21 protein-coding genes are annotated in these 24,338 nt (G+C 61.7%); 12 read left to right on the plus strand and 9 right to left on the minus strand.

What is annotated here, in order from left to right; genetic code table 11:
- Positions 1-15: 15 nt before the first annotated feature.
- Complete coding sequence (locus FJD34_RS10935; protein WP_032860245.1) at positions 16-666, minus strand: GNAT family N-acetyltransferase; 651 nt, start codon at positions 664-666, stop codon at positions 16-18.
- 187 nt (positions 667-853) lie between these two features.
- Between FJD34_RS10935 and xthA the strand changes: the two genes are divergently transcribed.
- Positions 854-1,666, plus strand: coding sequence for an exodeoxyribonuclease III (xthA, locus tag FJD34_RS10940; RefSeq protein WP_032860246.1), 813 nt, complete (start codon positions 854-856; stop codon positions 1,664-1,666).
- A 156-nt stretch (positions 1,667-1,822) separates the two neighbouring features.
- Entirely contained in the window at positions 1,823-3,163 is a 1,341-nt protein-coding gene (locus FJD34_RS10945; RefSeq protein WP_090290814.1) for a substrate-binding domain-containing protein, read from the plus strand.
- Between the two features lie 96 nt (positions 3,164-3,259).
- Here the strand turns inward: FJD34_RS10945 and FJD34_RS10950 are convergent, their stop codons facing one another.
- A complete protein-coding gene (locus FJD34_RS10950) occupies positions 3,260-4,489 on the minus strand; it encodes an acyl-CoA dehydrogenase (RefSeq protein ID WP_090290813.1) in 1,230 nt (409 codons plus the stop codon).
- A 151-nt stretch (positions 4,490-4,640) separates the two neighbouring features.
- Between FJD34_RS10950 and FJD34_RS10955 the strand changes: the two genes are divergently transcribed.
- From FJD34_RS10955 to FJD34_RS10965, 3 genes are all read left to right on the plus strand, one after another.
- The gene (locus FJD34_RS10955) at positions 4,641-5,570 is read left to right on the plus strand and encodes a LysR family transcriptional regulator (protein WP_032860249.1); all 930 of its coding nucleotides are present in this window, start codon (positions 4,641-4,643) and stop codon (positions 5,568-5,570) included.
- Between the two features lie 70 nt (positions 5,571-5,640).
- A complete protein-coding gene (locus tag FJD34_RS10960) occupies positions 5,641-6,042 on the plus strand; it encodes a MerR family transcriptional regulator (RefSeq protein WP_029298346.1) in 402 nt (133 codons plus the stop codon).
- 14 nt (positions 6,043-6,056) lie between these two features.
- Complete coding sequence (locus tag FJD34_RS10965; RefSeq protein ID WP_090290812.1) at positions 6,057-6,956, plus strand: hydroxymethylglutaryl-CoA lyase; 900 nt, start codon at positions 6,057-6,059, stop codon at positions 6,954-6,956.
- A 696-nt stretch (positions 6,957-7,652) separates the two neighbouring features.
- Here FJD34_RS10965 and FJD34_RS10970 read toward each other — a convergent pair.
- Positions 7,653-9,335, minus strand: a complete 1,683-nt coding sequence (locus FJD34_RS10970; protein WP_090290811.1) for an AMP-binding protein — start codon at positions 9,333-9,335, stop codon at positions 7,653-7,655.
- Positions 9,336-9,506: 171 nt separating this feature from the next.
- On the opposite strand from FJD34_RS10970, the gene FJD34_RS10975 reads away from it, so the two are divergent.
- The 4 genes from FJD34_RS10975 to FJD34_RS10990 are packed head-to-tail and all read left to right on the plus strand — an operon-like array spanning position 9,507 to position 15,059.
- A complete protein-coding gene (locus FJD34_RS10975) occupies positions 9,507-10,670 on the plus strand; it encodes an isovaleryl-CoA dehydrogenase (RefSeq protein WP_032860252.1) in 1,164 nt (387 codons plus the stop codon).
- Positions 10,671-10,681: 11 nt separating this feature from the next.
- On the plus strand, positions 10,682-12,289 hold the full coding sequence (locus FJD34_RS10980; protein ID WP_032860253.1) for a carboxyl transferase domain-containing protein: 1,608 nt from the start codon (positions 10,682-10,684) through the stop codon (positions 12,287-12,289).
- A gap of 14 nt (positions 12,290-12,303) precedes the next feature.
- Positions 12,304-13,110, plus strand: a complete 807-nt coding sequence (locus FJD34_RS10985) for a gamma-carboxygeranoyl-CoA hydratase (RefSeq protein WP_090290810.1) — start codon at positions 12,304-12,306, stop codon at positions 13,108-13,110.
- The gene (locus FJD34_RS10990) at positions 13,107-15,059 is read left to right on the plus strand and encodes an acetyl/propionyl/methylcrotonyl-CoA carboxylase subunit alpha (protein WP_090290809.1); all 1,953 of its coding nucleotides are present in this window, start codon (positions 13,107-13,109) and stop codon (positions 15,057-15,059) included. Before FJD34_RS10985 ends, FJD34_RS10990 begins: the two co-directional genes overlap by 4 nt.
- Here FJD34_RS10990 and FJD34_RS10995 read toward each other — a convergent pair.
- Positions 15,056-15,703: a LexA family protein gene (locus FJD34_RS10995; protein WP_090293097.1), complete on the minus strand. Its 648-nt coding sequence runs from the start codon at positions 15,701-15,703 to the stop codon at positions 15,056-15,058. The genes FJD34_RS10990 and FJD34_RS10995 overlap by 4 nt on opposite strands.
- A 129-nt stretch (positions 15,704-15,832) precedes the next feature.
- Between FJD34_RS10995 and FJD34_RS11000 the strand changes: the two genes are divergently transcribed.
- Entirely contained in the window at positions 15,833-16,177 is a 345-nt protein-coding gene (locus tag FJD34_RS11000; RefSeq protein WP_065943665.1) for a DUF6124 family protein, read from the plus strand.
- A gap of 478 nt (positions 16,178-16,655) precedes the next feature.
- On the plus strand, positions 16,656-17,807 hold the full coding sequence (locus tag FJD34_RS11005; protein ID WP_032860257.1) for a M14 family metallopeptidase: 1,152 nt from the start codon (positions 16,656-16,658) through the stop codon (positions 17,805-17,807).
- Positions 17,808-17,831: 24 nt separating this feature from the next.
- Here FJD34_RS11005 and FJD34_RS11010 read toward each other — a convergent pair whose 3' ends face one another.
- Positions 17,832-18,287, minus strand: coding sequence for a winged helix-turn-helix transcriptional regulator (locus tag FJD34_RS11010; RefSeq protein WP_032860258.1), 456 nt, complete (start codon positions 18,285-18,287; stop codon positions 17,832-17,834).
- 96 nt (positions 18,288-18,383) lie between these two features.
- Between FJD34_RS11010 and FJD34_RS11015 the strand changes: the two genes are divergently transcribed.
- On the plus strand, positions 18,384-19,649 hold the full coding sequence (locus FJD34_RS11015; protein ID WP_083204866.1) for an MFS transporter: 1,266 nt from the start codon (positions 18,384-18,386) through the stop codon (positions 19,647-19,649).
- Here FJD34_RS11015 and FJD34_RS11020 read toward each other — a convergent pair.
- The 4 genes from FJD34_RS11020 to FJD34_RS11035 all read right to left on the minus strand — a co-directional run bounded on the left by FJD34_RS11020 (position 19,547) and on the right by FJD34_RS11035 (position 24,146).
- On the minus strand, positions 19,547-20,083 hold the full coding sequence (locus FJD34_RS11020) for a cytochrome b (protein ID WP_065943664.1): 537 nt from the start codon (positions 20,081-20,083) through the stop codon (positions 19,547-19,549). The genes FJD34_RS11015 and FJD34_RS11020 overlap by 103 nt on opposite strands.
- Complete coding sequence (locus FJD34_RS11025) at positions 20,080-21,162, minus strand: catalase family peroxidase (protein WP_065943663.1); 1,083 nt, start codon at positions 21,160-21,162, stop codon at positions 20,080-20,082. The genes FJD34_RS11020 and FJD34_RS11025 overlap by 4 nt, the downstream gene beginning before the upstream one ends.
- A gap of 102 nt (positions 21,163-21,264) precedes the next feature.
- Complete coding sequence (locus FJD34_RS11030; RefSeq protein ID WP_032860261.1) at positions 21,265-22,542, minus strand: membrane protein; 1,278 nt, start codon at positions 22,540-22,542, stop codon at positions 21,265-21,267.
- A complete protein-coding gene (locus tag FJD34_RS11035) occupies positions 22,539-24,146 on the minus strand; it encodes an amino acid adenylation domain-containing protein (RefSeq protein WP_090290808.1) in 1,608 nt (535 codons plus the stop codon). Before FJD34_RS11035 ends, FJD34_RS11030 begins: the two co-directional genes overlap by 4 nt.
- Positions 24,147-24,338 lie beyond the last annotated feature (192 nt).

The raw sequence follows: 24,338 nt of genomic DNA on the forward strand, positions 1-24,338 counted from the left end.
CTGAATAATTCTGTGTTAAGGCGTTGCAGGTTGTAACACCTGTGGGTTCGGGTGAAAAAACACATGCTCCAGGATCGGTCCTACGGCCACCTCGCCCACTTCTTCATAACCCTGGCGCTTGTAGAATTCCAGGTACAGCGGGTTGCCGGTGTCCAGCACCACGCCCTGGGAGTGCGGGTCTTCGGCACACCAGTTATGCACGGCCTCAAGCAGTTGCTCACCGTAATGTTTGCCCTGAAATTGCGGGTGAATCCCCAGCAACGGCAAGACATGCACTGACGCGGACGGCAGGCAGGCCAACACCGCCTGATGGTAGTCGAGGTAGCGCCGGGTGCATCTGAAACCGGTGCCCAGCCACATGCGCAATTGCCAGGCCCAGCTTTCAGTGATGCCCAGGCGCCGCTGCGGCGGTGCAATCAGGGCAATGCCGATCAGGCGGTCATTGACCAGCAGGCCAATGGCCGGTAATTCCTGGAGAAAGTGCTGCTTGACCAACTCGCGCACGGTGGCGCGTACCCGCTGCTCGTAGCCAGAACGTTCGGCTTCGAACAGGTAGGCAAAGGTCGGCTCATGGCGATAGGCGTGATACAGCAGCGAACGCGCTTCGCGCGAATAGCCGCTGTCGAGCAGGTGGACCTGGGCAATAGCGGTCGAGGTGTCGGGCATCAGTCGTCTCTCCCCTGGACGCAACTCAACAGGTCGCGCTCTTATTGTTACGAGCCCGGGGCAACTGAGTCGTTCCCTGCCATTGGCTCCCTGAGAGACATTAGCAGTGCATCTGTCCTACCGCCACGCTGGCCCCCGTCCGACTTGTCGGCTAGCATCGCCCTTTTGCCAGACTGGACTGCCGACCATGAAAATCGTCTCCTTCAACATCAACGGGCTGCGCGCCCGGCCTCATCAGCTGGCGGCCCTGATCGAGAAACATCAACCGGACGTGATCGGCCTGCAGGAAACCAAGGTCCACGACGACCAATTCCCGCTGGCCGAAGTCCAGGCCCTGGGCTATCACGTGTACTACCACGGGCAGAAAGGCCACTACGGTGTCGCCCTGCTTTCGCGCCAGGAACCGCTGGCCTTGCACAAGGGTTTTGCCAGCGACGAAGAGGATGCCCAGCGCCGGTTTATCTGGGGCACGTTTGCCGATGAGCATGGCAACCCGATCACCATCATGAACGGCTATTTCCCACAGGGCGAAAGCCGCGATCACCCGACCAAGTTCCCGGCCAAGCAGCGCTTCTACGAAGACCTGCAACAGCTGCTAGAAAGCCAGTTCAGCAATGACCAGGCCTTGGTAGTGATGGGCGACGTCAACATTTCCCCCGAGGATTGCGACATCGGTATCGGTGCCGACAACGCCAAGCGCTGGCTCAAGACCGGCAAATGCAGCTTCTTGCCGGAAGAGCGCGAGTGGATGGCCCGCCTGAAGAACTGGGGCCTGACCGACAGTTTCCGGCACTTGAACCCGGACGTGGCAGATCGCTTCAGCTGGTTCGATTACCGCAGCCGTGGGTTTGAAGACGAACCCAAGCGCGGCCTGCGCATCGACCTGATCATGGCCTCCAATGGCCTGTTGCCACGAATCAAGGATGCCGGCGTGGACTATGAACTGCGCGGCCTGGAAAAGCCCTCGGATCACGCACCGATCTGGCTTGAACTGAGCTGATTCTTGCGACAACGCAGTCAAAAATATGGGAGCGGGCTTGCCCGCTCCCACATTTAGATCTGTGAATACATTTGGCTCTGTTGGGCGCCAGTCATATTATGGAAATCTTACTGACTTAATCTGCCCGCACTTCCTATGGCTTGAGAAGGTGGCGGCATGATGCTGCGCGCTCTGTACCTGCTGGCACTCTGCAGCACTTTTCCTCTTGTGGTCCTTGCAACCCCTCTTCCCTTTCCCGAACACGGTCCGGCCCTGCGCATCCAGGGCTCCAACACCATTGGCGCGGCGTTGGGGCCCGCACTGGTCAAAGGCTTGATGGAACAACAGGGGCTCAAGGCCATACACCGCGAGCCGGCGCCCCGCCCCAATGAGCAACGCATCGTCGGCAGTACGGCCCAAGGCCAGCGTGTGTCAGTGGAAATCGCCGCCCATGGTTCCAGCACCGGCTTTGTCGCGCTGAAAAATGCCGAGGCGGACCTGGCCGCCGCTTCGCGTCCGATCAAGGACCATGAACTGGTCGAGCTCGAACCCCTGGGCGACCTGAAAAGCCCCGGCGCCGAACAGGTGATCGCCATTGATGGCCTGGCAATCATCCTGCATCCCCGCAACCCACTGCACACCTTGAGCAGCGGGCAACTGGCGCAGGTTTTCAGCGGTGAAATCAGTACCTGGGAAGCCTTGGGCGGCAGCGGTGGCAAGATCCAGCTATACGCCCGCGATGATCAATCCGGCACCTACGACACCTTCAAGGAACTGGTGCTCAACCGTTACGGCAAAACCCTCGACGGCACGGCAAAACGCTTCGAATCGAGCGAGCAATTGTCCGACGCGGTCAGTCGCGACCCACAAGGCATTGGTTTTATTGGCCTGCCCTACGTACGCCAGGCCAAGGCGGCGGCCATCAGTGACGGCGACTCCCAGGCCATGTTGCCGCAGAACAGCCTGATCGCCACCGAGGATTACCCACTGTCGCGCCGCTTGTTCTTCTACCTGCCACCCAATAATACGAACCCCTGGGCCGCAGCGCTGGTGGACTTTGCCCAAGGCGCCCAAGGCCAGGCCATCGTTGCCGCCAATGGGTTTATTGCCCAACAGGTCCAGGCCATCACCGTGCAGCCACGGGCGCCGATGCCCGCGGCCTATCAGGCCATCGCCCGCGAGGCGCAGCGACTGACGGTGAACTTCCGCTTCGAAGAAGGCAGTGCCAGCCTGGACAACAAGGCACGCCAGGACCTGGCGCGGGTGGTGGCTTATCTCAGCAGCCACGACAAGCTCGACAAACGGGTGACGCTGGTGGGGTTTGGCGATGCCAAAAGTGACCCGCAGCGCGCGGCATTGCTCTCCAAATTGCGCGCGATGGCGGTACGCCGGGAACTGGTCAAGAGTGGTGTGGTGTTGCGCGATATTCGCGGCTTTGGCGCCGAGATGCCGGTGGCGACCAATAGCGTGGATGAGGGGCGGATCAAGAATCGTCGGGTGGAGGTCTGGGTTTATTGAAGCCTGAAGACGGGGGTTGATTGCCCCCCGCTATCGCGGACAAGCCCGTTCCCACAGTGTGGAAGCGGGCTTGCTCGCGATACAGGCGACGCGGCCTTACTGGCCGCTGCGCATCAGCTCTTTAGGCACATATTTGCCAATTTCAAACTTGCCAATCGCCGCCCGGTGCACTTCATCCGGGCCGTCGGCCAGGCGCAGGGTGCGCTGCATGGCATACATATAGGCCAGCGGGAAGTCATTGGAGACCCCGGCACCGCCGTGGATCTGGATCGCCCGGTCAATCACCTTCAAGGCCACGTTCGGTGCCACGACCTTGATCTGGGCGATTTCACTTTTCGCCACCTTGTTGCCGACCGTGTCCATCATATAAGCGGCCTTCAAGGTCAGCAGGCGTGCCATGTCGATTTCCATCCGCGAGTCGGCAATCTTGTCGATGTTGCCACCCAGGCGCGCCAGCGGCTTGCCAAAGGCAGTGCGACTGACCGAGCGTTTGCACATCAATTCCAGGGCGCGCTCGGCCATGCCGATGGAGCGCATGCAGTGATGGATACGCCCGGGGCCAAGGCGACCCTGGGCAATTTCAAAGCCTCGGCCGTCACCCAGCAAGACGTTTTCGTACGGCACCCGCACGTTGTCGAACAGTACCTCGGCATGCCCATGGGGTGCGTCGTCGTAGCCGAACACCGGCAGCGGGCGGACGATTTTCACACCGGGCGCATCCACCGGTACCAGAATCATCGAGTGCTGCTGGTGGCGCGGCGCATCCGGGTTGCTCAACCCCATGAAGATCAGGATCTTGCAGCGCGGGTCACAGGCGCCGGAGGTCCACCACTTTTTACCGTTGATCACCCATTCGTCACCCTGGCGTTCAGCGCGGGCGGCCATGTTGGTGGCGTCGGAAGACGCCACGTCCGGTTCGGTCATGGCGAACGCCGAGCGGATCTCCCCGCGCAGCAGCGGCTCCAGCCAGCGCTGTTTCTGCTCTTCGTTGGCGTAGCGCACCAGCACTTCCATATTGCCGGTGTCGGGCGCCGAGCAGTTGAAGGGCTCCGGCCCGAGCAAGGAACGGCCCATGATTTCTGCGAGCGGCGCGTATTCCAGGTTAGTCAGACCAGCGCCCAGCTCGGACTCCGGCAGGAACAGGTTCCACAGGCCTTCAGCCTTGGCGCGGGCCTTGAGCTCTTCCATGATCGCGGTGGGCTGCCAACGGTCACCTTCGCTGACCTGGCGTTCAAACACCGGCTCGGCGGGGTAAACGTAAGCATCCATAAACGCGGTGACGCGTTCACGCAGTTCCTGAACCTTGGGCGAATAGGCAAAATCCATGAGCAGCTCCCTTCTTTGAGAGGTTGTTTAGGTCATGCAATCGATGCTAGAACAGCGTTGATAATTTACCTAGCCTATTCTCGGCGTGTATTAACATTCATCACCGATATATGATCGGCGCATGAAAACCTAACAAGAAGAGCGCAGCGAAATGAATCTGAGCAAGGTCGACCTCAATCTTTTCATCGTCTTTGACGCGATCTACACCGAAGCCAACCTGACCCGCGCCGGGCAGATCGTCGGCATTACCCAGCCGGCCGTATCCAACGCCCTGGCACGCCTGCGCGAGACCTTCAACGACCCGCTGTTCGTGCGCACTGCCCAAGGCATGGTGCCGACGCCCATGGCCCAGAACATCATTGGCCCGGTGCGCAACGCCTTGTCGCTGTTGCGGGTATCGGTGCAGGAAAGCCGGATCTTCAACCCGTTGCAAGCGGCCAAGACCTACCGCATCAGCATGACCGACCTCACGGAGGCCGTGATCCTGCCGCCGCTGTTCCAGCGCCTGCGCCGCCTGGCGCCCACGGTGATCATCGAAAGCTTTTTGTCCAAGCGCCGGGAAACCACCAAGGAACTGGCCGCCGGGCGCCTGGATTTTGCCGTGGATGCACCGCTCAACACTGACCCGCAAGTGCGTCACGTCAAGCTGATGGAAGACCGCTACGTGTGCGCCATGCGCAAGGGGCATCCGCTGGCGGGCAAGGAAAAATTCAGCCTGGATGACTACCTGGGACTGACCCATATTCATATTTCCAGCCGCCGCAATGGCCTGGGCCACGTCGACCTGGCACTGGGCAAGATGGGCATCCAGCGCAAGATCGCCCTGCGTTCGCAGCATTACCTGATGGCTTCCCAGGTATTGCAGCAGACCGATATGGTGATGACCGTGCCCGAGCGCTTTGCAAGGCGTAACGACCTGCACTCGTTCAACCTGCCGGTCAATGATGTGCCGCCGGTGGAAACCCACTTGTACTGGCATGAAAGCACCGACCAGGACCCGGCCAACCGCTGGATGCGTGAGCAGATGATCGAGTTGTGCCAGCAGGTCACGGCGCGCGAGAAGAAGTTGGATAACCCGTAGGCGGTGATTTGCTTGACGCTTACGTCAAGCAGCCATTAGCGTAGCGCCAAGACCCTCCTTGAGCGCCACCATGAGCACGACCTACAGCATCTCCGACCTGGCCCGCGAGTTGGACATCACCACCCGGGCCATTCGCTTCTATGAAGAACAAGGTCTCTTGAGCCCCGAACGCCGGGGCCAGGAGCGTATCTATTCGCCACGGGACAAAGTCAGCCTGAAGCTGATCCTGCGCGGCAAGCGCATCGGTTTTTCCTTGGCCGAGTGCCGCGAGTTGATCGAGCTCTACGACCCCACCAGCGGCAATCAAAAACAGCTGCACAGTATGCTGGCGAAAATCAGCGAACGTCGCGAGCAGTTGGAACAACAGTTGCTCGACATCGAACAGATGAAGCTGGAGCTGGACACCGCCGAAGAACGTTGCACCCAGGCCCTGGAACAGACAATCCAGAGCCAGGTCGGCCAACCCCAATAAAAAAGGTAAATCCCATGTCTCTCCCCTCCCATGTGCGCCTGGTCGAAGTCGGCCCGCGCGACGGCCTGCAAAACGAAGCGCAACCGATCAGCGTGGCCGACAAGGTACGTCTGGTCGACGCCCTCAGTGCGGCGGGCCTGGGCTATATCGAAGTCGGCAGTTTTGTCTCGCCTAAATGGGTACCGCAGATGGCCGGATCGGCCGAGGTGTTTGCGCAGATCCAGCGCAAGCCGGGGGTGATCTACGGCGCCCTGGCACCGAACCTGCGCGGGTTCGAGGACGCGCTGGCGGCCGGGGTCAAGGAGGTCGCGGTGTTTGCGGCGGCGTCCGAGGCGTTTTCCCAGCGCAATATCAACTGCTCCATCAGCGAAAGCCTGGAGCGCTTTGCGCCCATCATGGCGGCAGCGCAGCAGCATGGCGTCAGTGTGCGCGGGTATGTGTCCTGCGTGCTGGGCTGCCCGTATGAAGGCCAGGTCGCCCCAGAACAAGTGGCCGCAGTGGCCCGTGAGTTGCATGCCATGGGCTGCTACGAGGTGTCTTTGGGCGACACCATCGGCACCGGCACCGCAGGCGCCACTCGGCGGATGTTCGAGGTGGTGGGCAAGGACGTGCCACGGGCAAAACTCGCCGGGCACTTCCATGACACCTATGGCCAGGCCATCGCCAATGTCTACGCCAGCCTGCTGGAGGGTATCGAGGTGTTCGACAGCTCTATCGCCGGCCTCGGCGGCTGCCCCTATGCCAAGGGCGCCAGCGGCAACGTGGCGACCGAGGACGTGCTGTACCTGCTCAACGGCCTGGGCATCGAGACCGGCATCGACATGGACACGTTGATCGTGGCGGGCCAACAGATCTGTACGGTCCTGGGTCGCCCCACCGGCTCACGCGTGGCCAAGGCCCGCAGTGCCCATTGAGTAGCGCACCCGTGACGATGTGTTACCTCGCGGCTACACATCGGGTAACACGGGAACATATTTTGTCGCATTTCCTGAAGTAAATTTCCCACGAAAAAATCAAACCATTGATTTTAAAGGGTTTTAAAAAGTTGGCACGGCTTCTGCTATCTCTATGGCATAACAAGAATAAAAAGCACCAAACCTAATAAAAATAAGACGTAACGACTCTGACATAACAAAAACAACACGGCAGAGACGCAGCTAACAGATTTTTTTGGAGAAGATGTGCTTCGCAGGGTACGGCGCAAGCCGCCACTCGCAACCGGGCAGAGAACAATAAAACTACCTCAAGGTAGCTACCCACTGGTTGGATCGCGTGCGAAGAAGCAGATCAGCGCTCAAAAAAATACGTTTGCTCTTGACCCCGGATGGGGGTCGCCAAAAACAGCGGTAAAGGGCCACGGTTGCCAAAAACAACAATAGACCGCCCCTCAATAATAAAAAAAGAGCACGTAACAACAAATTAAAGGGGAGCTTCGGCTCCCCTTTGTGCTGTCTGGGTGAAATGCATTTTGTGCCCCCTCAATCCCCTGTGGGAGCGGGCTTGCTCGCGAAGGCGGTGGGTCAATTGATGAATACTTGACTGATACTCCGCTATCGCGAGCAAGCCCGCTCCCACACAAGCCCAACCCCACATCAGGTTTGGGCCAGGCCTCAGGGTTCGCGCCCCAGTTCCTCGATCGTGATCTCACGCATACGAAACTTCTGGATCTTGCCCGTCACCGTCATCGGAAACGCTTCGACAAACCGAAAGTGCTTCGGCGTCTTGAAGTGCGCAATGCGCCCCTTGCACCAGGTTTGCAGTTCCAGTTCGTTGGCCACATGCCCCGGGTGGAACTTGATCCAGGCCACGATCTCTTCACCGTAGCGCTCATCGGGAATGCCGATGATCTGCACATCGGCCACCGCCGGGTGGGTGAAGAAGAACTCCTCCAGTTCCCGCGGGTACACGTTCTCGCCACCGCGAATGATCATGTCCTTGTTGCGCCCCGCGATGCACACATAGCCCTGCTCATCCATGCTCGCCAGGTCGCCGGTGTGCATCCAGCCGGCGTCGTCGATGGCTTCGCGGGTGCCCTCGGGGTTGTTCCAGTAGCCGAGCATCACGCTGTAGCCACGGGTACACAACTCGCCGATCTGCCCGCGTGGCACGGTGTTGCCGGCCTCGTCGATGATCTTGCTTTCCAATTGTGGCTGGGTGCGCCCGACCGTGGTCACGCGACGCTCCAGGTCGTCATCCGCACCGGTCTGCAGCGACACCGGGCTGGTCTCGGTCATGCCGTAGGCAATCTGTACTTCGCTCATATGCAGGTCGCTGATCACCCGGCGCATCACCTCGATCGGGCAGGTAGAGCCGGCCATGATCCCGGTGCGCAGGGTCGACAGGTCGAACTCGTCGCGCTGCGGATGATCGAGCATGGCGATGAACATCGTGGGCACGCCGTACAGGCCAGTGGCGCGTTCTTCGGCCACGGCCGTCAGGGTCAGCAGCGGGTCGAAGCCGTCATTGGGATAGATCATGGTGGTGCCATGGGTAATGCAGCCCAGATTACCCATGACCATGCCGAAGCAATGATAGAGCGGCACCGGGATCACCAGGCGGTCCTGGGCGGTCAGGCCCAGGCTTTCGCCGACCATGTAGCCGTTGTTGAGGATGTTGTGATGGCTGAGGGTGGCACCCTTGGGAAAGCCCGTGGTGCCGGAGGTGTACTGGATGTTGACGGCTTGGTCGAAGTGCAGGCTGGCCTCGCGCTGGTGTAACTGCTGCACAGGGACTCCTGCACCGAGGGTCGACAATTGCAACCAGGGCAGGAACCCCGAGGGCGGTCGTGCATCCAGGCTGATCACCCCGCGCAGTTCGGGTAACCGCTCACAGCGCAATTGGCCAGCGCCCTGCTCCGTCAGCTCGGGCACCAGCGCCTGCAACATCCCGTGATAGTCGGAGGACTTGAACGAACCGGCGCAGATCAACCACTGGCAACCCGACTGCTTAAGCACGTATTCCAGCTCACTGCTGCGGTAGGCCGGGTTGATATTGACCAGGATCACCCCGAGCTTGGCGCTGGCCACTTGGCTGATGCACCACTCGGCACAATTCGGCGCCCAGATGCCGAGGCGATCCCCGGCCTGCAAACCCAGGGCCAGCAGAGCGCGTGCATGCAGGTCCACGGCTGCGGCCAGTTGCCGCCAGGTGTAGCGCAGGTGCTGGTGGCGCACCACCAGGGCCTCGCCCTGCGGGTACTGCGCCACTGTGCGGTCAAATGCCTGGCCAATGGTCATGGCCAGCAGGGCCTTGTCCTGTGGGCCACGGCTGTAGCTCTGATTCGGTTGATCCATGACGACCCCTATTGTCTTTTTTGTAGGTGGACGGTGCGCCGATCAGGCGCGAGCTTGACGTTAACGTAAGCTACGATTGACAGTCATGCAACGCAAGTTTACGTTAACGTAAAGGTGATCGCCCAATGGCATCGCCAGCCCCACAACAATAATGTTTATAGGTGCCCTCCCATGAGTTACCCGACCCTGAACTTCGCCCTCGGTGAAACCATCGACATGCTGCGCGACCAGGTGCAGGCCTTCGTGGCCAAGGAGCTGGCGCCACGGGCGGCGCAGATCGACATCGACAACCTGTTCCCCGTGGATATGTGGCGCAAGTTCGGTGACATGGGCCTGTTGGGCATCACCGTGCCGGAAGAATACGGTGGTGCCGGCCTGGGTTACCTGGCCCACGTGGTGGCCATGGAAGAAATCAGCCGCGGCTCGGCCTCGGTGGCGCTGTCCTACGGTGCGCACTCCAACCTGTGCGTCAACCAGATCAACCGCAACGGTAGCCACGCGCAAAAACTCAAGTACCTGCCCAAGCTGATCAGCGGCGAGCACATCGGCGCCCTGGCCATGAGCGAGCCGAATGCCGGCTCCGACGTGGTCTCGATGAAGCTGCGCGCCGACAAACGCGGCAGCGTGTATGTGCTCAACGGCAGCAAGACCTGGATCACCAACGGCCCCGATGCCCACACCTACGTGATCTACGCCAAGACCGACCTGGAAAAAGGCGCCCACGGCATTACCGCGTTTATCGTCGAGCGCGACTCGAAAGGCTTCAGCCGCAGCAACAAGTTCGACAAGCTGGGCATGCGCGGCTCCAACACCTGCGAGCTGTTTTTCGACGACGTCGAGGTGCCTGAAGAAAACATCCTCGGCGCGCTCAATGGCGGCGTCAAAGTGCTGATGAGTGGCCTGGACTACGAGCGCGTGGTGCTCTCCGGTGGCCCGACCGGGATCATGCAGGCCTGCATGGACCTGATCGTGCCGTACATCCACGACCGCAAGCAGTTCGGCCAGAGCATCGGCGAGTTCCAACTGATCCAGGGCAAGGTCGCCGACATGTACACCCAGCTCAACGCCAGCCGCGCCTACCTCTATGCGGTGGCCCAGGCCTGCGAGCGTGGCGAAACCACACGCAAGGACGCCGCCGGGGTGATCTTGTACAGCGCCGAACGCGCGACACAGATGGCCCTCGATGCGATCCAGATTCTCGGCGGCAATGGCTACATCAATGAATTCCCGGCCGGCCGCCTGTTGCGCGATGCCAAGCTATATGAAATCGGCGCGGGTACCAGTGAGATCCGGCGCATGTTGATTGGCCGCGAACTGTTCAACGAAACCCGCTGAGGGAGTGCACCATGGCCACCCTGCACACCCAACTCAATCCACGCTCGGCAGAGTTTGCCGCCAACAGCGCGGCAATGCTCAAACAAGTCGATGCCCTGCACACCCTGCTTGCCCAGGTCCAGCAAGGCGGCGGCAGCAAGGCCCAGGAGCGCCACACTTCCCGTGGCAAGCTGTTGCCGCGCGAACGCATCAACCGCCTGCTCGACCCGGGTTCGGCGTTCCTTGAGCTCAGCCAACTGGCGGCGTATCAGGTCTACGGTGAAGACGTACCCGCCGCTGGCGTGATCGCCGGAATCGGTCGGGTCGAAGGCGTCGAGTGCATGATCGTCGCCAACGACGCCACGGTAAAAGGTGGCTCCTATTACCCGCTGACCGTGAAAAAACACCTGCGCGCGCAAACCATCGCCGAACAGAATCGCCTACCGTGCATCTACCTGGTGGATTCCGGCGGCGCTAACCTGCCGCGCCAGGACGAAGTGTTTCCCGACCGCGAGCACTTTGGGCGGATCTTCTTCAACCAGGCCAACATGAGCGCCCAGGGCATCCCGCAGATTGCCGTGGTCATGGGCTCCTGCACTGCCGGTGGTGCCTATGTGCCGGCGATGGCGGACGAAGCGATCATGGTGCGCCAGCAGGCGACCATCTTCCTCGCCGGGCCGCCGCTGGTGAAGGCCGCCACGGGCGAAGTGGTCAGCGCCGAAGACCTTGGCGGTGCCGATGTGCACTGCAAGATCTCCGGGGTAGCCGACCATTACGCCGACAGCGACGAACACGCCCTGGCCCTGGCCCGCCGCAGCATCGCCAACCTCAACTGGCGCAAACAGGGGCAGTTGCAACAGCGCACACCCGTCGCGCCGCTGTATGCCAGCGACGAGCTGTACGGCGTGATCCCGGCCGATGCCAAGCAGCCGTTCGATGTGCGCGAAGTGATTGCGCGGCTGGTGGACGGCTCGGTATTCGATGAATTCAAGGCGCTGTTCGGCACCACGCTGGTCTGCGGTTTTGCCCATTTGCATGGCTATCCTGTCGCGATCCTCGCCAACAACGGGATCCTCTTCGCTGAAGCGGCGCAAAAAGGCGCGCACTTTATCGAACTGGCCTGCCAGCGCGGGATTCCCCTGCTGTTCTTGCAGAACATCACCGGCTTCATGGTCGGCCAGAAGTACGAGGCCGGCGGCATCGCCAAGCACGGCGCCAAGCTGGTCACGGCGGTAGCCTGCGCCAAGGTGCCGAAATTCACGGTGATCATCGGCGGCAGCTTTGGTGCCGGTAACTATGGGATGTGTGGGCGCGCCTACGATCCGCGATTTTTGTGGATGTGGCCCAACGCACGTATTGGCGTGATGGGCGCCGAACAGGCCGCCGGTGTGCTGGTGCAAGTCAAGCGCGAACAGGCCGAACGCAGTGGCCAGGGGTTCAGCGCCGAGGAAGAGGCGCAGATCAAGCAACCGATCCTCGACCAGTATGAAACCCAGGGCCACCCCTATTACTCCAGCGCCCGCCTGTGGGATGACGGCGTCATCGACCCCTTGCAGACCCGTGACGTGCTGGCCCTGGCCCTGTCCGCCGCGCTGAATGCCCCCATCGAGCCGAGCCGCTTCGGCGTGTTCCGCATGTAATTGGAGCTGCACCCATGAGCGATTTCAACACCGTGGAACTGGTGAGCGACCCCCGTGGCTTTGCCACGCTGTGGTTGAGCCGGGAACAGAAGAACAACGCCTTCAACGCCGAAATGATCCGTGAGCTGATCATTGCCCTGGACCAGGTCCAGGCCGATGCCTCGCTACGTTTTTTGCTGGTACGCGGGCGCGGCAAGCATTTCAGCGCCGGCGCGGATCTGGCCTGGATGCAACAGTCGGCTGAGCTGGACTACCACACCAACCTCGACGACGCCCGCGAGCTGGCGGAGTTGATGTACAACCTGGCCAAGCTGAAGATCCCGACACTCGCGGTGGTCCAGGGTGCGGCCTATGGCGGCGCCCTGGGCCTGATCAGTTGCTGCGACATGGCCATTGGCGCCGATGACGCGCAGTTCTGCCTGTCGGAAGTGCGCATCGGCCTCGCCCCGGCGGTGATCAGCCCATTTGTGGTGCAGGCGATTGGCGAACGCGCGGCACGGCGTTATGCCTTGACCGCAGAGCGCTTCGACGGCCACCAGGCCCAGGCCATCGGGCTCCTGGCGCAAAGCTACCCCCTCGCCGAGCTGAATCAACAGGTCGAGCAATGGACCGCCAACCTGCTGCTCAACAGCCCGGCGGCCATGCGTGCCAGCAAAGACTTGCTGCGCGAAGTCGGCAACGGCGCGCTCACTCCAGCGTTGCGCCGTTACTGCGAAAACGCCATCTCGCGCATCCGCGTCAGCGCCGAAGGCCAGGAAGGATTGCGCGCGTTTTTGCAAAAACGTGCACCCAGTTGGCAGTCCCAGGAGCCTCGTTCATGAGTTCACCGTTGATTACCTGCGTGCTGGTGGCCAACCGTGGCGAAATCGCCTGCCGGGTCATGCGCACGGCCAAGGCACTGGGGATGACCACCGTCGCCGTGCACAGCGCTACTGACCGCGATGCGCGCCATAGCCGCGAAGCCGATATCCGCGTGGACCTGGGCGGCAGCAAGGCTGCCGACAGCTACCTGCAGATCGACAAGTTGATCGCCGCCGCCAAGGCCAGCGGCGCCCAGGCGATTCATCCGGGGTATGGCTTTCTTTCCGAAAACCCGGGCTTTGCGCGGGCGATTGCTGACGCCGGGCTGATTTTCCTCGGCCCGCCCGCCTCGGCCATTGATGCCATGGGCAGCAAGTCCGCCGCCAAGGCCTTGATGGAAACCGCTGGCGTACCGCTGGTGCCGGGTTATCACGGTGCCGCCCAGGATCTGGAAACCTTCCGCCAGGCTGCTGCGCGCATTGGCTACCCGGTGCTGCTCAAGGCCACTGCTGGCGGTGGCGGCAAGGGCATGAAAGTGGTCGAGGACGAAAGCCAATTGGCCGAAGCCCTGGCCTCGGCCCAGCGTGAAGCACAGTCGTCGTTTGGCAACGCGCAGATGCTGGTGGAGAAATACCTGATCCAGCCACGCCACGTGGAGATCCAGGTATTTGCCGACCAACACGGTCATTGCCTGTACCTCAATGAACGCGACTGCTCGATCCAGCGTCGGCACCAGAAAGTCGTCGAAGAAGCGCCGGCGCCCGGTCTCAGCCCTGCCCTGCGCCAGGCCATGGGTGAGGCGGCAGTGCGTGCGGCCCAGGCGATTGGCTATGTCGGTGCTGGCACGGTGGAGTTCCTGCTGGATGCGCGTGGTGAGTTCTTCTTCATGGAGATGAACACCCGCTTGCAGGTGGAACACCCGGTGACGGAGGCCATTACCGGCCTGGATCTGGTGGCCTGGCAAATCCGTGTCGCTCAGGGCGAACCGCTGCCGATGACCCAGGATCAGGTGCCGTTGCGCGGTCACGCCATCGAAGTGCGGCTGTATGCCGAAGATCCTGCCAATGATTTCTTGCCGGCCACCGGGCGCCTGGCGCTGTACCGCGAGTCGGCGCCAGGCCCGGGACGCCGGGTGGACAGCGGCGTCGAGCAAGGTGACGACGTCTCCCCGTTCTACGACCCGATGCTCGGCAAACTGATTGCCTGGGGCGAGGATCGCGAACAGGCGCGCCTGCGCCTGCTGAGCATGCTGGATGAGTTTGCGGTCGGTGGTTTGAAGACTAACCTGGGCTTTTTGCGACGCATCATCGGCCACCCTGCGTTCGCTGCGGCGCAGTTAGATACCGGGTTTATCCCGCGGTACCAGGAGCAACTGCTGCCTGCCGCCAGTGAGTTGAGCGATGAGTTCTGGCAGGCGGCTGGCCATGGTTTCATGCAGAGCCAGCCAGCCCGGCTGCGCGAAGATGACCTCGCCTCGCCGTGGGCTGCGGCACTGGGTTTTCGCGCGGGCCTGCCCGCCGAGACGTCACTGCATTTGAGCTGCGACGGCCAGGACCGCCTGGTGACCCTGCAAACCAACGCCGCGCCACAACTGCGTAACGAGCACCTGCTGATCGAGGATGCCGGCCTACGCCGTTCGCACCTGGCTGTACGCCATGGACAGACGCTGTTCCTGCGCTGGCAAGGTGAGATGCGCAGTGTGACGCTGTTTGATCCGATCGCCGCCGTCGATGCCGGGCAGGCGCATCAGGGCGGCCTCACTGCGCCGATGAACGGCAGCATCGTGCGGGTGCTGGTGGACGTCGGGCAGACGGTCGAGGCTGGCACGCAACTGGTGGTGCTCGAAGCGATGAAGATGGAGCACAGCATTCGCGCACCCCATGCCGGTGTGATCAAGGCGCTGTATTGCCAGGAAGGCGAAATGGTCGGCGAAGGCAGCGCCTTGGTGGAGCTGGAAGTCTTGGCCTAGAACTTCACCGTGGCCTGTACCACCACGCCGATGATCTGGCAGGCATCGGTCAGCAGCGCCTTTGGATAGGTCGGGTTGAGCGGCACCAGGTAACGCTGGCCGCTTTCCTCGATCAGTTTGCGAAAGGTCGCCTGGCTGCTGCCGGCCCATTGGGCCACCACCAACTTGCCGGGCTCGGCGTCGAGGGCCGGGTCCACCAGGATCATCATCCCATCGGCGATACTCGGCCCGCTGGGTGCGGTCATTGCATCGCCGTAGACCTGGAGCCAGAACGCTTCGCCGTCGGCATCGTAGTCGCTCGCCTGAAAACGCGCCTGGCCATAGGCTGGCCGCTGCTCGTGCACCTGGATGGGCTGTTTCCAGTCTTTCACGGGATAGCGAAAATACGGGTTGTATTGAACGGCCGACGCGGCTTCGTCGTCTGCCGGGGCGTCGCCCTTCTCGCGGATCACCAGCGCCGCTTCCAGATAACCCAGGCCCAGTTCTTCGAGCACCCGGTTCATGTCGGCGAGGCTGGGGACACGGCGCTTGCCCAGCCAGTGGCCGATGCCGCCCTGGGACATGCCCAGCCGCGTGGCCAGTTGGTCTTGCGTGACCTTGCGGTCTTTCATGTTGGCTTTGACCAACGCGATCCATTTATCCATGGGGCAGACGATACCGGGTGTATTCAGCGCGACAATAAACAGTTTGTAGTAATCAATCAAATGACATAAATACAGTTCGTATTATTATCAGCTCCACCTGTTCACCTTCCCACCCAGAGCACCGACCTCATGAACACAACCCCGGATCACCTGCCTGGTACACCTGATGATGAAATAAAGCTCTTGCAGGACAGCGCCGCTGCCCAGCGCGCGCTGGACTACTACTTGAAAGAAGATCCAGGCCTGGCATCGGACGATGTGACATGGTTCGAGGCCAACCCCGCTGTCAGCAGTGAAGAAGCCCTGATCCACGCGTCGGACCTGCTGCGCAGCGCTGCCGCCATCGCCTATGAACTGGCCGACAACAAGCTGGGAGGCACCCGGGACCTGGCGTTTTCGGTGGTGTACCTGATTGATATGGCCAAGGCCATGCTGGAGCGTCCACTGCAACTGGCAGGCGGGAAAACCCCATAGCCAGGTAGGCATGCAGGAACAAAAGGAAAAATATTTCTATCTGGTTGATAAAAACATTTGACTTGCAAATGATAATGATTATTATTGCAAGCAGCTGGTCGCGAGATCAGTCGATAGACCAAGAGACCTTAGGTCGGACTCTTGGAATATCTCCTCATCAGGCTAATCACGGTTTTTGACCCGGCTCTTTGGCCGGGTCTTTTTTTGCCAGTTATTCTGGCGTGGCTTCAGGCTAATGAAGACTGTGTGTTGCTTGATGGCGCGCATGGTAGCAAAAGACTATCGCGAAAAGAAAGTCGATAAAGCGCTCTGGCCCGGATCTTTCCAAATTAGCACTTGAGAATCAATCTCACAGACTCTAAGCTGCGGCTGCGTCATGGACGACGCCCCCTTCTTTTTCGCAAAAGTTTGCGTCCAGACTTTACCCCGCGCCTGTGTAAACTACCCGCCACACCCCTCATATTCAGGCAACCAGACTATGACCGTGGCCTTGACCTCCATTAAGATCAGCACCGATTTCGACAGCGGCAATATCCAGGTGCTCGACACCAGCGATGCCCATCAATTGTTGCTCGCAATCAAACCCGATACTCGCAGCCAGCACTTCCAATGGTTCCACTTCAAGGCCGAAGGGATGCACATTGGCCATACCCATACCTTCCGCCTGAGCAACGCCGGCCAGTCCTCCTACAAACATGCCTGGAGCGGCTACAACGCCGTGGCGTCCTACGACCACATCAACTGGTTCCGGGTGCCAACGCGCTTTGACGGCGAAACCTTGCACATCGAATTCCAGACCGAGCAAAAACACGCCTGGTTCGCCTACTTCGAACCCTACAGCCGCGAGCGTCACGCCTGGTTGATCGACCAGGCACTGAACCGCGCCGGCACGCAATTGCTGGCCACCGGCAAGAGCGTCGAAGGCCGTGATATCCCGCTCCTGCGCCGTGGCAAGGGTGGCGCAGGGCAGCGCAAAGTCTGGATCATCGCCCAACAACACCCGGGCGAGCACATGGCCGAGTGGTTTATGGAAGGCATCATCGAGCGCCTGCAACAGCACGGTGACGACGAACTGAACAGACTCCTGGCCGCTGCCGACCTCTACCTGGTGCCGAATATGAACCCGGATGGCGCGTTTCACGGTCATCTGCGCACCAACGCCATGGGCCAGGACCTCAATCGCGCCTGGCAAAGCGCAAGCCAGGAACAAAGCCCGGAAGTGCTGTTCGTCCAGCAGCAAATGGAGCAATACGGCGTCGACCTGTTCCTGGACATCCACGGTGACGAGGAAATCCCCTACGTGTTCACCGCCGGTTGTGAAGGCAACCCCGGTTACACACCGCGTATCGAAGGCCTGGAAAAACACTTCCGCAGCCACTTGAGCGCCCTGACCCGCGACTTCCAGACCACCCATGGCTACACGCGTGACTTGCCGGGCCAGGCCAATATGACCCTGGCGTGCAACAGCGTGGGCGAGAAATTCGATTGCCTGTCCCTGACCCTGGAAATGCCGTTCAAGGACAACGACGATGCACCCGATCCGCATACCGGCTGGTCCGGCAAACGCTCGCTGCAACTGGGCAAGGACGTGCTGAGCACCGTGGCGGATATGGTCAGCGTGCTGCGCTGATCCTGCTTACCCCGGGGGCCAGGTTCAGCCCCCGGATTGCGCCGCCACCCGCAGGCAATCCTGCGGCCCGAGCACCCGGCCATCCGCTGCACGCACCGCCAAGGCCTGCAGCGGCTGCCCGTGCTCACGGTCCAACATCACCGAACGAGCCTCGCCCTCGTCGTAAAAAAAACCCTCGCCCCATTGCCGCAGCCCAATGATCACGGCGAACAGTCCCCTGCCCTTTTGCGTCAACACATACTCCTGGTAAGCGCTGCCATCCGAAGCCGGGACAATCTCGAAAATCCCGTGGGCCACCAGATTGCGCAGGCGCGTCGACAGAATGTTCTTGGCCATCCCCAGGCTGCGCTGGAACTCGCCGAAGCGGCGGATGCCATCGAATGCATCCCGAATGATCAATAGCGCCCAACCATCACCAATGGCCTCCAGTGAGCGTGCCACCGGGCATTCGGCACTTTCAAAGCGAGTGAGTTTGACCATGCGCAACACCTGCCTGATGAAAAATGTAGTTGCAATATAAAACCGGCCTATCTACCGTACAACTAGTTTCATTTTAAAACCACAAAGGAATCCAGCATGCCAACTCCCCCTTTGAGCGGCGCCGTGGTGCTGCTGTTCGCCATTGCCTGTGGTTTGTCGGTGGCCAATGTCTATTACGCCCAACCCCTGCTTGATGCCATGGCCACCACGTTCGCCATGGACCCCGCCACCATCGGCATGGTGATCAGCCTGACTCAGGTCGGTTATGGCATGGGTCTGTTGCTGCTGGTGCCGTTGGGCGACCTGCTCAATCGCCGGCACTTGATCGTCGGCCAGTTACTGCTGTCCACCGCCGCGGTTTTGCTGCTCGGCCTGTCCAGCAGCAGCCTGTGGTTTCTGGCTGGCCTGCTGCTGACCGGCTTGCTCGCGGTGGTGGCACAAGTATTGGTGGCCTACGCCGCAAACCTGGCGCGGCCCGAGCAACGGGGCCATGTGGTGGGCCTGGTGACCAGCGGCATCGTGGTCGGCCTGCTGCTGGCACGCACGGTGTCCGGGGTCATGGCAGACCTGGCCGGCTGGCGTTCGGTGTACCTGTTGTCGGCTGGCCTGACGCTGCTGATGACACTGTTGCTCTGGCGCGTCTTGCCGGCCACCGAGCAGCCCCGGGCACCAGGTTCGTATCTACAGCTGCTCGGCTCGGTGTTCAGCCTGTTGCGTGAAGAAAAAGTGCTGCGCGACCGCGCGGTCCTGGCGTTTCTGATTTTTGCCGCTGGCACCGTGCTCTGGACCCCGCTGGTACTGCCCTTGAGCGCCCCGCCATTGTCGCTGTCCCACACCCAGATCGGCCTGTTCGGCCTCGCCGGTGCTGCTGGCGCGCTGGGCGCGGCTCATGCCGGACGCCTGGCCGACCGGGGCCTGGCCCAGTGGACCAGCGGCGCAGCCCTGGGGCTGATGTTGGTGTCGTGGCTGGCCATCGCCTTCACCCAGTCCTCGCTGTGGGCGCTGCTGCTCGGGGTGATTACCTTCGACCTCGGCCTGCAAGCCGTGCATGTCACCAGCCAAAGCCTGATCTACAGCGTGCGCCCCGCCGCCCAGAGCAGGTTGGTGGCCGGCTACATGCTGTTCTATTCGGCAGGCAGCGCCCTGGGCTCGGTCGCGGCGACGATGATGTATGCCTGGGCCGGCTGGCTCGGCGTGTGTGGCCTGGGCGCCGCCATCAACCTGCTGGCCCTGGTTTACTGGCGGGCGACCCTTGCACCTCAGTCCTTGCCGAGCATGCTTTGCAGCACGCCATCGCGACGAACCCAGCCATGGAACAACGCCGCCGCCAAATGCAGCAACACCGTCAGAAACAGCAAATAGGCGAGGTAACCGTGGGCTTTGCGCAGCACCGCAAACAACTGCGCATTGGCCGGCACCCATCCGGGCAACTGCAAGGCGCTGGACAGCATCACCGGATCACCGGCCGCCGAAATCATCGCCCACCCCAGCAACGGCAGGATCAGCATCAAGCCATACAGCAGCACATGCGAAGCCTTGGCCGCCATCACCTGCCACGCCGGCAAGTCGACAGGCAACGGCGGCTGACGGGTAGAAAAGCGCACCCCCAGCCGCACGATCACCAACAGCAGAATCGCAATGCCCAGCGGCTTGTGCAGGTGCAACAACCACTCATGGCGCTCGGAAACCGACGCCACCATGCCAGCGCCGATAAACAGCATGGCGATCACCATCAGCGCCATCAGCCAGTGCAGCAGGCGCGCCAGCGGCGCAAAAAAACGCGGTTGGGCATTCATGGCCGGGACTCCTGAGGGGCGCTGTGCAACTGGCTGACTTCGCCGGTGCGACGCAAATATGAACTGGCATAGGCGGCAGAACGTGCGGCCAGCAGCGGGTCATTGGAGGCTTCGATACCGCTGGGCAGGATCAAGGGGTCAAAGTTGATATCACGGCAATCGCCGTCCAGTTGCGGCTGGCTGCTTTCAAGCACCAAGGTGCCGGCGTTCAGCACCGTGTGCGCGCCGACCCAGGCCTTGCTGGCGTCATCTACCAGGTCCGAGGGGTTGGCCAGGGTGATCTGCAATTGCCAGCGCAGCGGCCCGGCCTTCAAGCGTTGTATCAAATCTGCCTGCAGGGAATCCGCCCCTTCAGGCGTGATGGCGCCGCTGGCATCCTGGCTCAGCGGTACCACGCCCCAGCGCACGGCCTGGCGTTGCCCGGTGGCATTGATCAGGTAAAAAGCGTTAATCGCGTTATAGGTCTCGGTGGCATAGCTGGCAGAGGGCTTGGCGGTCTTGACCCACGCCAGAAACGGCGCGGCCTCGGGATGGCTGGCAAAAAACGCCGGCATACTGGCCGGGTTCGGCTTGCCGGTCGCAGGGTCTGGGGCACCGGCCTTGAGCATCTGGTAGAACGCCTCAGGCGTGCCCACCGGGAACACCGGCATGCTGTTCATCCCGGTGCGCCATTGCTGGCCGTTGGCCTGGCTGAACTGCACGGCCAGGCTGCGGATCGGCACGCTGTTGTCCGGGGCATAGGGGTTGCCGCTGGGCAGGGCGAAACGCCCGATCACCTGGGTGCGGGCCTCACTGAATACCTGTGCGCTGGAATACGCCCGAGCCGCAGGACTGCTCTCGAAATAGCCGGCCACGCACACACCTTTAGCGTGATTGCGTCGGTAGCCTTGGTGTACGCCATTATTGGTTTCCAGGGCATTGACCAACGTCTTGGGGCGCAAACGCTGTGGGTCAAGTGTGCCGTTGACGTAGGCAAAAGCCCCCGCCACGACACCAACAACCGCGCCAATAGCCGCCAGGCGCAGCATCAGGCTGGCACGCCCCAACGGCGGGCGTGGTGGGGATGGATGATCTGGCATGAAATGCTCCGAGGCCTATGGCCACAGGGGATAGGTGCAATAGGACGCCGCTCGCACGGGCTTATTCCCCCAGGGCCGTAGGCATTTTCATCAGAGCCTTGTTCAGGAGTCCCAGATCGCCCCATAGGCGGGTATCCCCCGAGCCTCCATTTCCTCGACCACCCGCTGCGTCACCGCCTGGTTGGCGATACAGATCACCGCTTCGGCAGCGAAGTCCTGCACCGCCGCGTAGGCCAGTTGCACCAGGTCAGGTTTGCCCCGTACATCGGTGTCCCAGATCACTGCACCGGGTTGTGCGCGAAGGATTTCTGCAACCAGTTCCTCGCCATAGGTCTTGGCCGGGCTGCGGGTCGACCAGACCAACTGGATCGGCACCTGCTTGGCCAGCAAATGCGGCATCACCGGGCCAATGCCGCTGCCAGTGGCGATGTACACCACCGACTTGAACAAGGTCTCGACGTTGGCCACCCCCGCCGTGGTAATACCCTTGACCCACACATGGGACGGCATCTGCTCGATAAAGCGCCCCGTCCAATCCCCGGCCCGGGAAATAATCAGGCGAAAACCCGGCTGGCCCGGTGTCGGGATATTGGCAAACGAGTGCCACTCCAGCAGCGGTTGCAGGCTGATCGCGGTGGACGACCCCGCAAAGGGCGTGGTGTGGCGCAATGTGCTGATCACGGCATGGCCACTAGGCCGCTGATGACTGACTACCACTTTGCGCAAGCGTAACCAAGGCAGCGCAATACTCAGGGTCAGCACCAGCAATACCCAAACCGCCCCCGCGGGAGCCTCGGCCAGCAGTGTCTGCACCCAGAACAACAGCAAGGCCGCCCACCCCGCAAACCGGTGCACGCGCTCAAAGCCATTGTGAAAGCGGCGGCGAATCCCCGGCTGCGCCATCACCACCATCAACAGCAACACACCCAGCAGCGCCGCACTGACCAGCAACCACGGCACCGACACACTCGAAGGCTGTTGCAGATAGCGCCAGCCCTGGCTGCCGACCAGCACCGCGAACCACACCGTGGCAGCCAGCGCACCGCCGCTGTGCAGCCCGCCCAGGTGATAGACCTTGGCGGCGCGGCGGCGTATATACAGCGGCCAGCTCACGGGAATACGCGTCGCCAACCAGAACAGCCCGTTGATTACATACTGCTGGCGCACCAGGATCGCCAGGGACAGGTTAATCATCACCAGCAGCGACACCTGTTGCACGTCGATCAAGGGCAGGGTCAAGCCCGCCAGCGCAAACCAGCCGTTGCCCATCAGCACCCCTGCCACCAGACAGTTGTAATGGGAAAATATCGGCCTGCCACGCCAGCGCCGCCACCCGCCAGGCCGGGCGGGCAGCACCGTGGCCATCCACCGTTCAATCATGCTCGGCCACCTGTGCTCAGGAGCAACTGGCGCCCCTCCTCGCTGTCACGGGCCCATTGCAGCAGCAAAGCCTTGTCGACCTTGCCACGCGCTGTGAGCGGCAGGAGGTCCACGGCGAAAATCACCGCGGGCACACAGTAGTAGGCCAGCCGTTGCGCGCAGTACTGCCTGGCTGCCGGGATATCCACCGTGGCGGGGGTCACGAATGCCACCAGGTGCTGGCTGTCGAACTTCAACGCCACCGCCCGGCTACAGGCACCGCAGGCCTCAAGCGTGGTGGCAAGCGCATCCAACTCCACGCGAAAACCGCGGACCTTGACCTGATCGTCAACCCGCCCCAGATGCTCCAACGCCCCTTCGTCCGTCCAGCGGCCCAGGTCGCGGGTATGGAACATCATCCGGCCCGCCCCCAGGAATGGATCAGGTCGGTAGCGTTGCGCAGTCAACAACGGGTTGTGCAGATAACCGGCCGTCACCCCATCGCCCCCGGCCCACATCTCCCCCACTGCCCCTGGCGCGCAGGCCTGGCCATGTTCATCGAGCACATACACGGTGTTATTGGGTGTCGGCTTGCCGATGGTCAATCGCGCCCCTGGCACATGCCGATGCAGGGTATTGACGATGGTCGTTTCAGTCGGCCCGCAACCGTTGTAGAACGTGCAATGGGCCGCCCAGCGGTCCGCCAGGGCCTGGGGGCATGGCTCGCCCGCCACCGCGACCACCTCAAGCGTGGGGCATTGCCGGGGATCCAGGGTCGCGAGAATCGACGGCGTGGCGATCAGCACCTGGCAATGGCGTGCCGTTTCCCCGATGTCTTGCTGGCGGATAAGCAACGTCGCCCCATGGGCCAGACAACCGAGGATCTCCCAGGCCGCCATGTCAAAGGCGATGTTGAGTATCTGCCCAACGCTCATGCCTGGCTTGATGCCGAGGTTTCCCGGGGCCGTCAGCAAGATATTGCAGACATTGCGGTGGGTCACCCGCACCCCGTTTGGCCGGCCTGTGGTACCGGAGGTAAACAGCACAAAACACAGGCTGGCAGGGTCTGGCGCGGCGACGTCCAGCAGGCATTCCTCGGCCACCCAGGGCTGTTGCGCCAGGAACTCATCCAGGCACACGCACGGCTGGCCCGCCGCCAGCGGCAATCGGTCCTTGAGCCCGGATAGGGTCAGTACTACGGCACTCGACAATGTCTCAAGGATCATCGTCAACTGGGCCGGCGGAGTGATCCTGGCATCCTGCGGCACGTACGCCGCGCCGATTTTCAACACGGCCAGCAGGCCCACCAGCATGGGGATCGACCGCTCGACAAACAGCGCTACCGTGTCTCCCGCCACCACGCCCTGCTCGATCAAGTGCCGGGCCAGCCGATTGGCCTGGCGGTTCAACTGCTCATAGCTGATGCTCTGCTCCAGACAGAGCGCGGCTATCTGCTGGGGAGCTGCTGCGGCTTGCGCCTCGAAGGCCAGGTGTATACACGCGTACGGCAGTGGCCGTGCCGGCCCGCATCCCCAACTTTCAAGGGTATTACGTTGGATGATGGGCAAATGGCCCAGTGCCTTGGTGCAAGCAAATCCGCTATCTGCTGCTGTCGCCGATATCATGTGTCAACTCCTCATCTGGCGCCTGCCTCACAGTGATCGGGCAGGCTGGGAGCTGGACTGAGGACGATTCACGACATTACAGGGCTACGGGAGCCTACAAACGATAAAGACCAAGGCCATCTGTAGCGTTTATTTTTCCTACAAATGGAACAACCTTTGCCGGTAGGCGTCTCCCTCAACACCGCCCACGAC

The sequence above is a fragment of the Pseudomonas brenneri genome, from assembly GCF_007858285.1.
Taxonomy (GTDB): domain Bacteria; phylum Pseudomonadota; class Gammaproteobacteria; order Pseudomonadales; family Pseudomonadaceae; genus Aquipseudomonas; species Aquipseudomonas brenneri.

Bases quoted from the DNA above. Each gene is read 5' to 3' on its own strand.
- FJD34_RS10935 (WP_032860245.1), bottom strand. From the start codon at position 666: ATGCCCGACACCTCGACCGCTATTGCCCAGGTCCACCTGCTCGACAGC.
- FJD34_RS10965 (WP_090290812.1), top strand. From the start codon at position 6,057: ATGTCTCTCCCCTCCCATGTGCGCCTGGTCGAAGTCGGCCCGCGCGAC.
- FJD34_RS10960 (WP_029298346.1), top strand. From the start codon at position 5,641: ATGAGCACGACCTACAGCATCTCCGACCTGGCCCGCGAGTTGGACATC.
- FJD34_RS11030 (WP_032860261.1), bottom strand. From the start codon at position 22,542: ATGATTGAACGGTGGATGGCCACGGTGCTGCCCGCCCGGCCTGGCGGG.
- FJD34_RS10990 (WP_090290809.1), top strand. From the start codon at position 13,107: ATGAGTTCACCGTTGATTACCTGCGTGCTGGTGGCCAACCGTGGCGAA.
- FJD34_RS10970 (WP_090290811.1), bottom strand. From the start codon at position 9,335: ATGGATCAACCGAATCAGAGCTACAGCCGTGGCCCACAGGACAAGGCC.
- FJD34_RS10975 (WP_032860252.1), top strand. From the start codon at position 9,507: ATGAGTTACCCGACCCTGAACTTCGCCCTCGGTGAAACCATCGACATG.
- FJD34_RS11010 (WP_032860258.1), bottom strand. From the start codon at position 18,287: ATGGTCAAACTCACTCGCTTTGAAAGTGCCGAATGCCCGGTGGCACGC.
- FJD34_RS11005 (WP_032860257.1), top strand. From the start codon at position 16,656: ATGACCGTGGCCTTGACCTCCATTAAGATCAGCACCGATTTCGACAGC.
- FJD34_RS11025 (WP_065943663.1), bottom strand. From the start codon at position 21,162: ATGCCAGATCATCCATCCCCACCACGCCCGCCGTTGGGGCGTGCCAGC.
- FJD34_RS10985 (WP_090290810.1), top strand. From the start codon at position 12,304: ATGAGCGATTTCAACACCGTGGAACTGGTGAGCGACCCCCGTGGCTTT.
- FJD34_RS11020 (WP_065943664.1), bottom strand. From the start codon at position 20,083: ATGAATGCCCAACCGCGTTTTTTTGCGCCGCTGGCGCGCCTGCTGCAC.
- FJD34_RS11000 (WP_065943665.1), top strand. From the start codon at position 15,833: ATGAACACAACCCCGGATCACCTGCCTGGTACACCTGATGATGAAATA.
- FJD34_RS10995 (WP_090293097.1), bottom strand. From the start codon at position 15,703: ATGGATAAATGGATCGCGTTGGTCAAAGCCAACATGAAAGACCGCAAG.
- FJD34_RS11015 (WP_083204866.1), top strand. From the start codon at position 18,384: ATGCCAACTCCCCCTTTGAGCGGCGCCGTGGTGCTGCTGTTCGCCATT.
- FJD34_RS10980 (WP_032860253.1), top strand. From the start codon at position 10,682: ATGGCCACCCTGCACACCCAACTCAATCCACGCTCGGCAGAGTTTGCC.
- FJD34_RS10945 (WP_090290814.1), top strand. From the start codon at position 1,823: ATGATGCTGCGCGCTCTGTACCTGCTGGCACTCTGCAGCACTTTTCCT.
- xthA (WP_032860246.1), top strand. From the start codon at position 854: ATGAAAATCGTCTCCTTCAACATCAACGGGCTGCGCGCCCGGCCTCAT.
- FJD34_RS11035 (WP_090290808.1), bottom strand. From the start codon at position 24,146: ATGATATCGGCGACAGCAGCAGATAGCGGATTTGCTTGCACCAAGGCA.
- FJD34_RS10950 (WP_090290813.1), bottom strand. From the start codon at position 4,489: ATGGATTTTGCCTATTCGCCCAAGGTTCAGGAACTGCGTGAACGCGTC.
- FJD34_RS10955 (WP_032860249.1), top strand. From the start codon at position 4,641: ATGAATCTGAGCAAGGTCGACCTCAATCTTTTCATCGTCTTTGACGCG.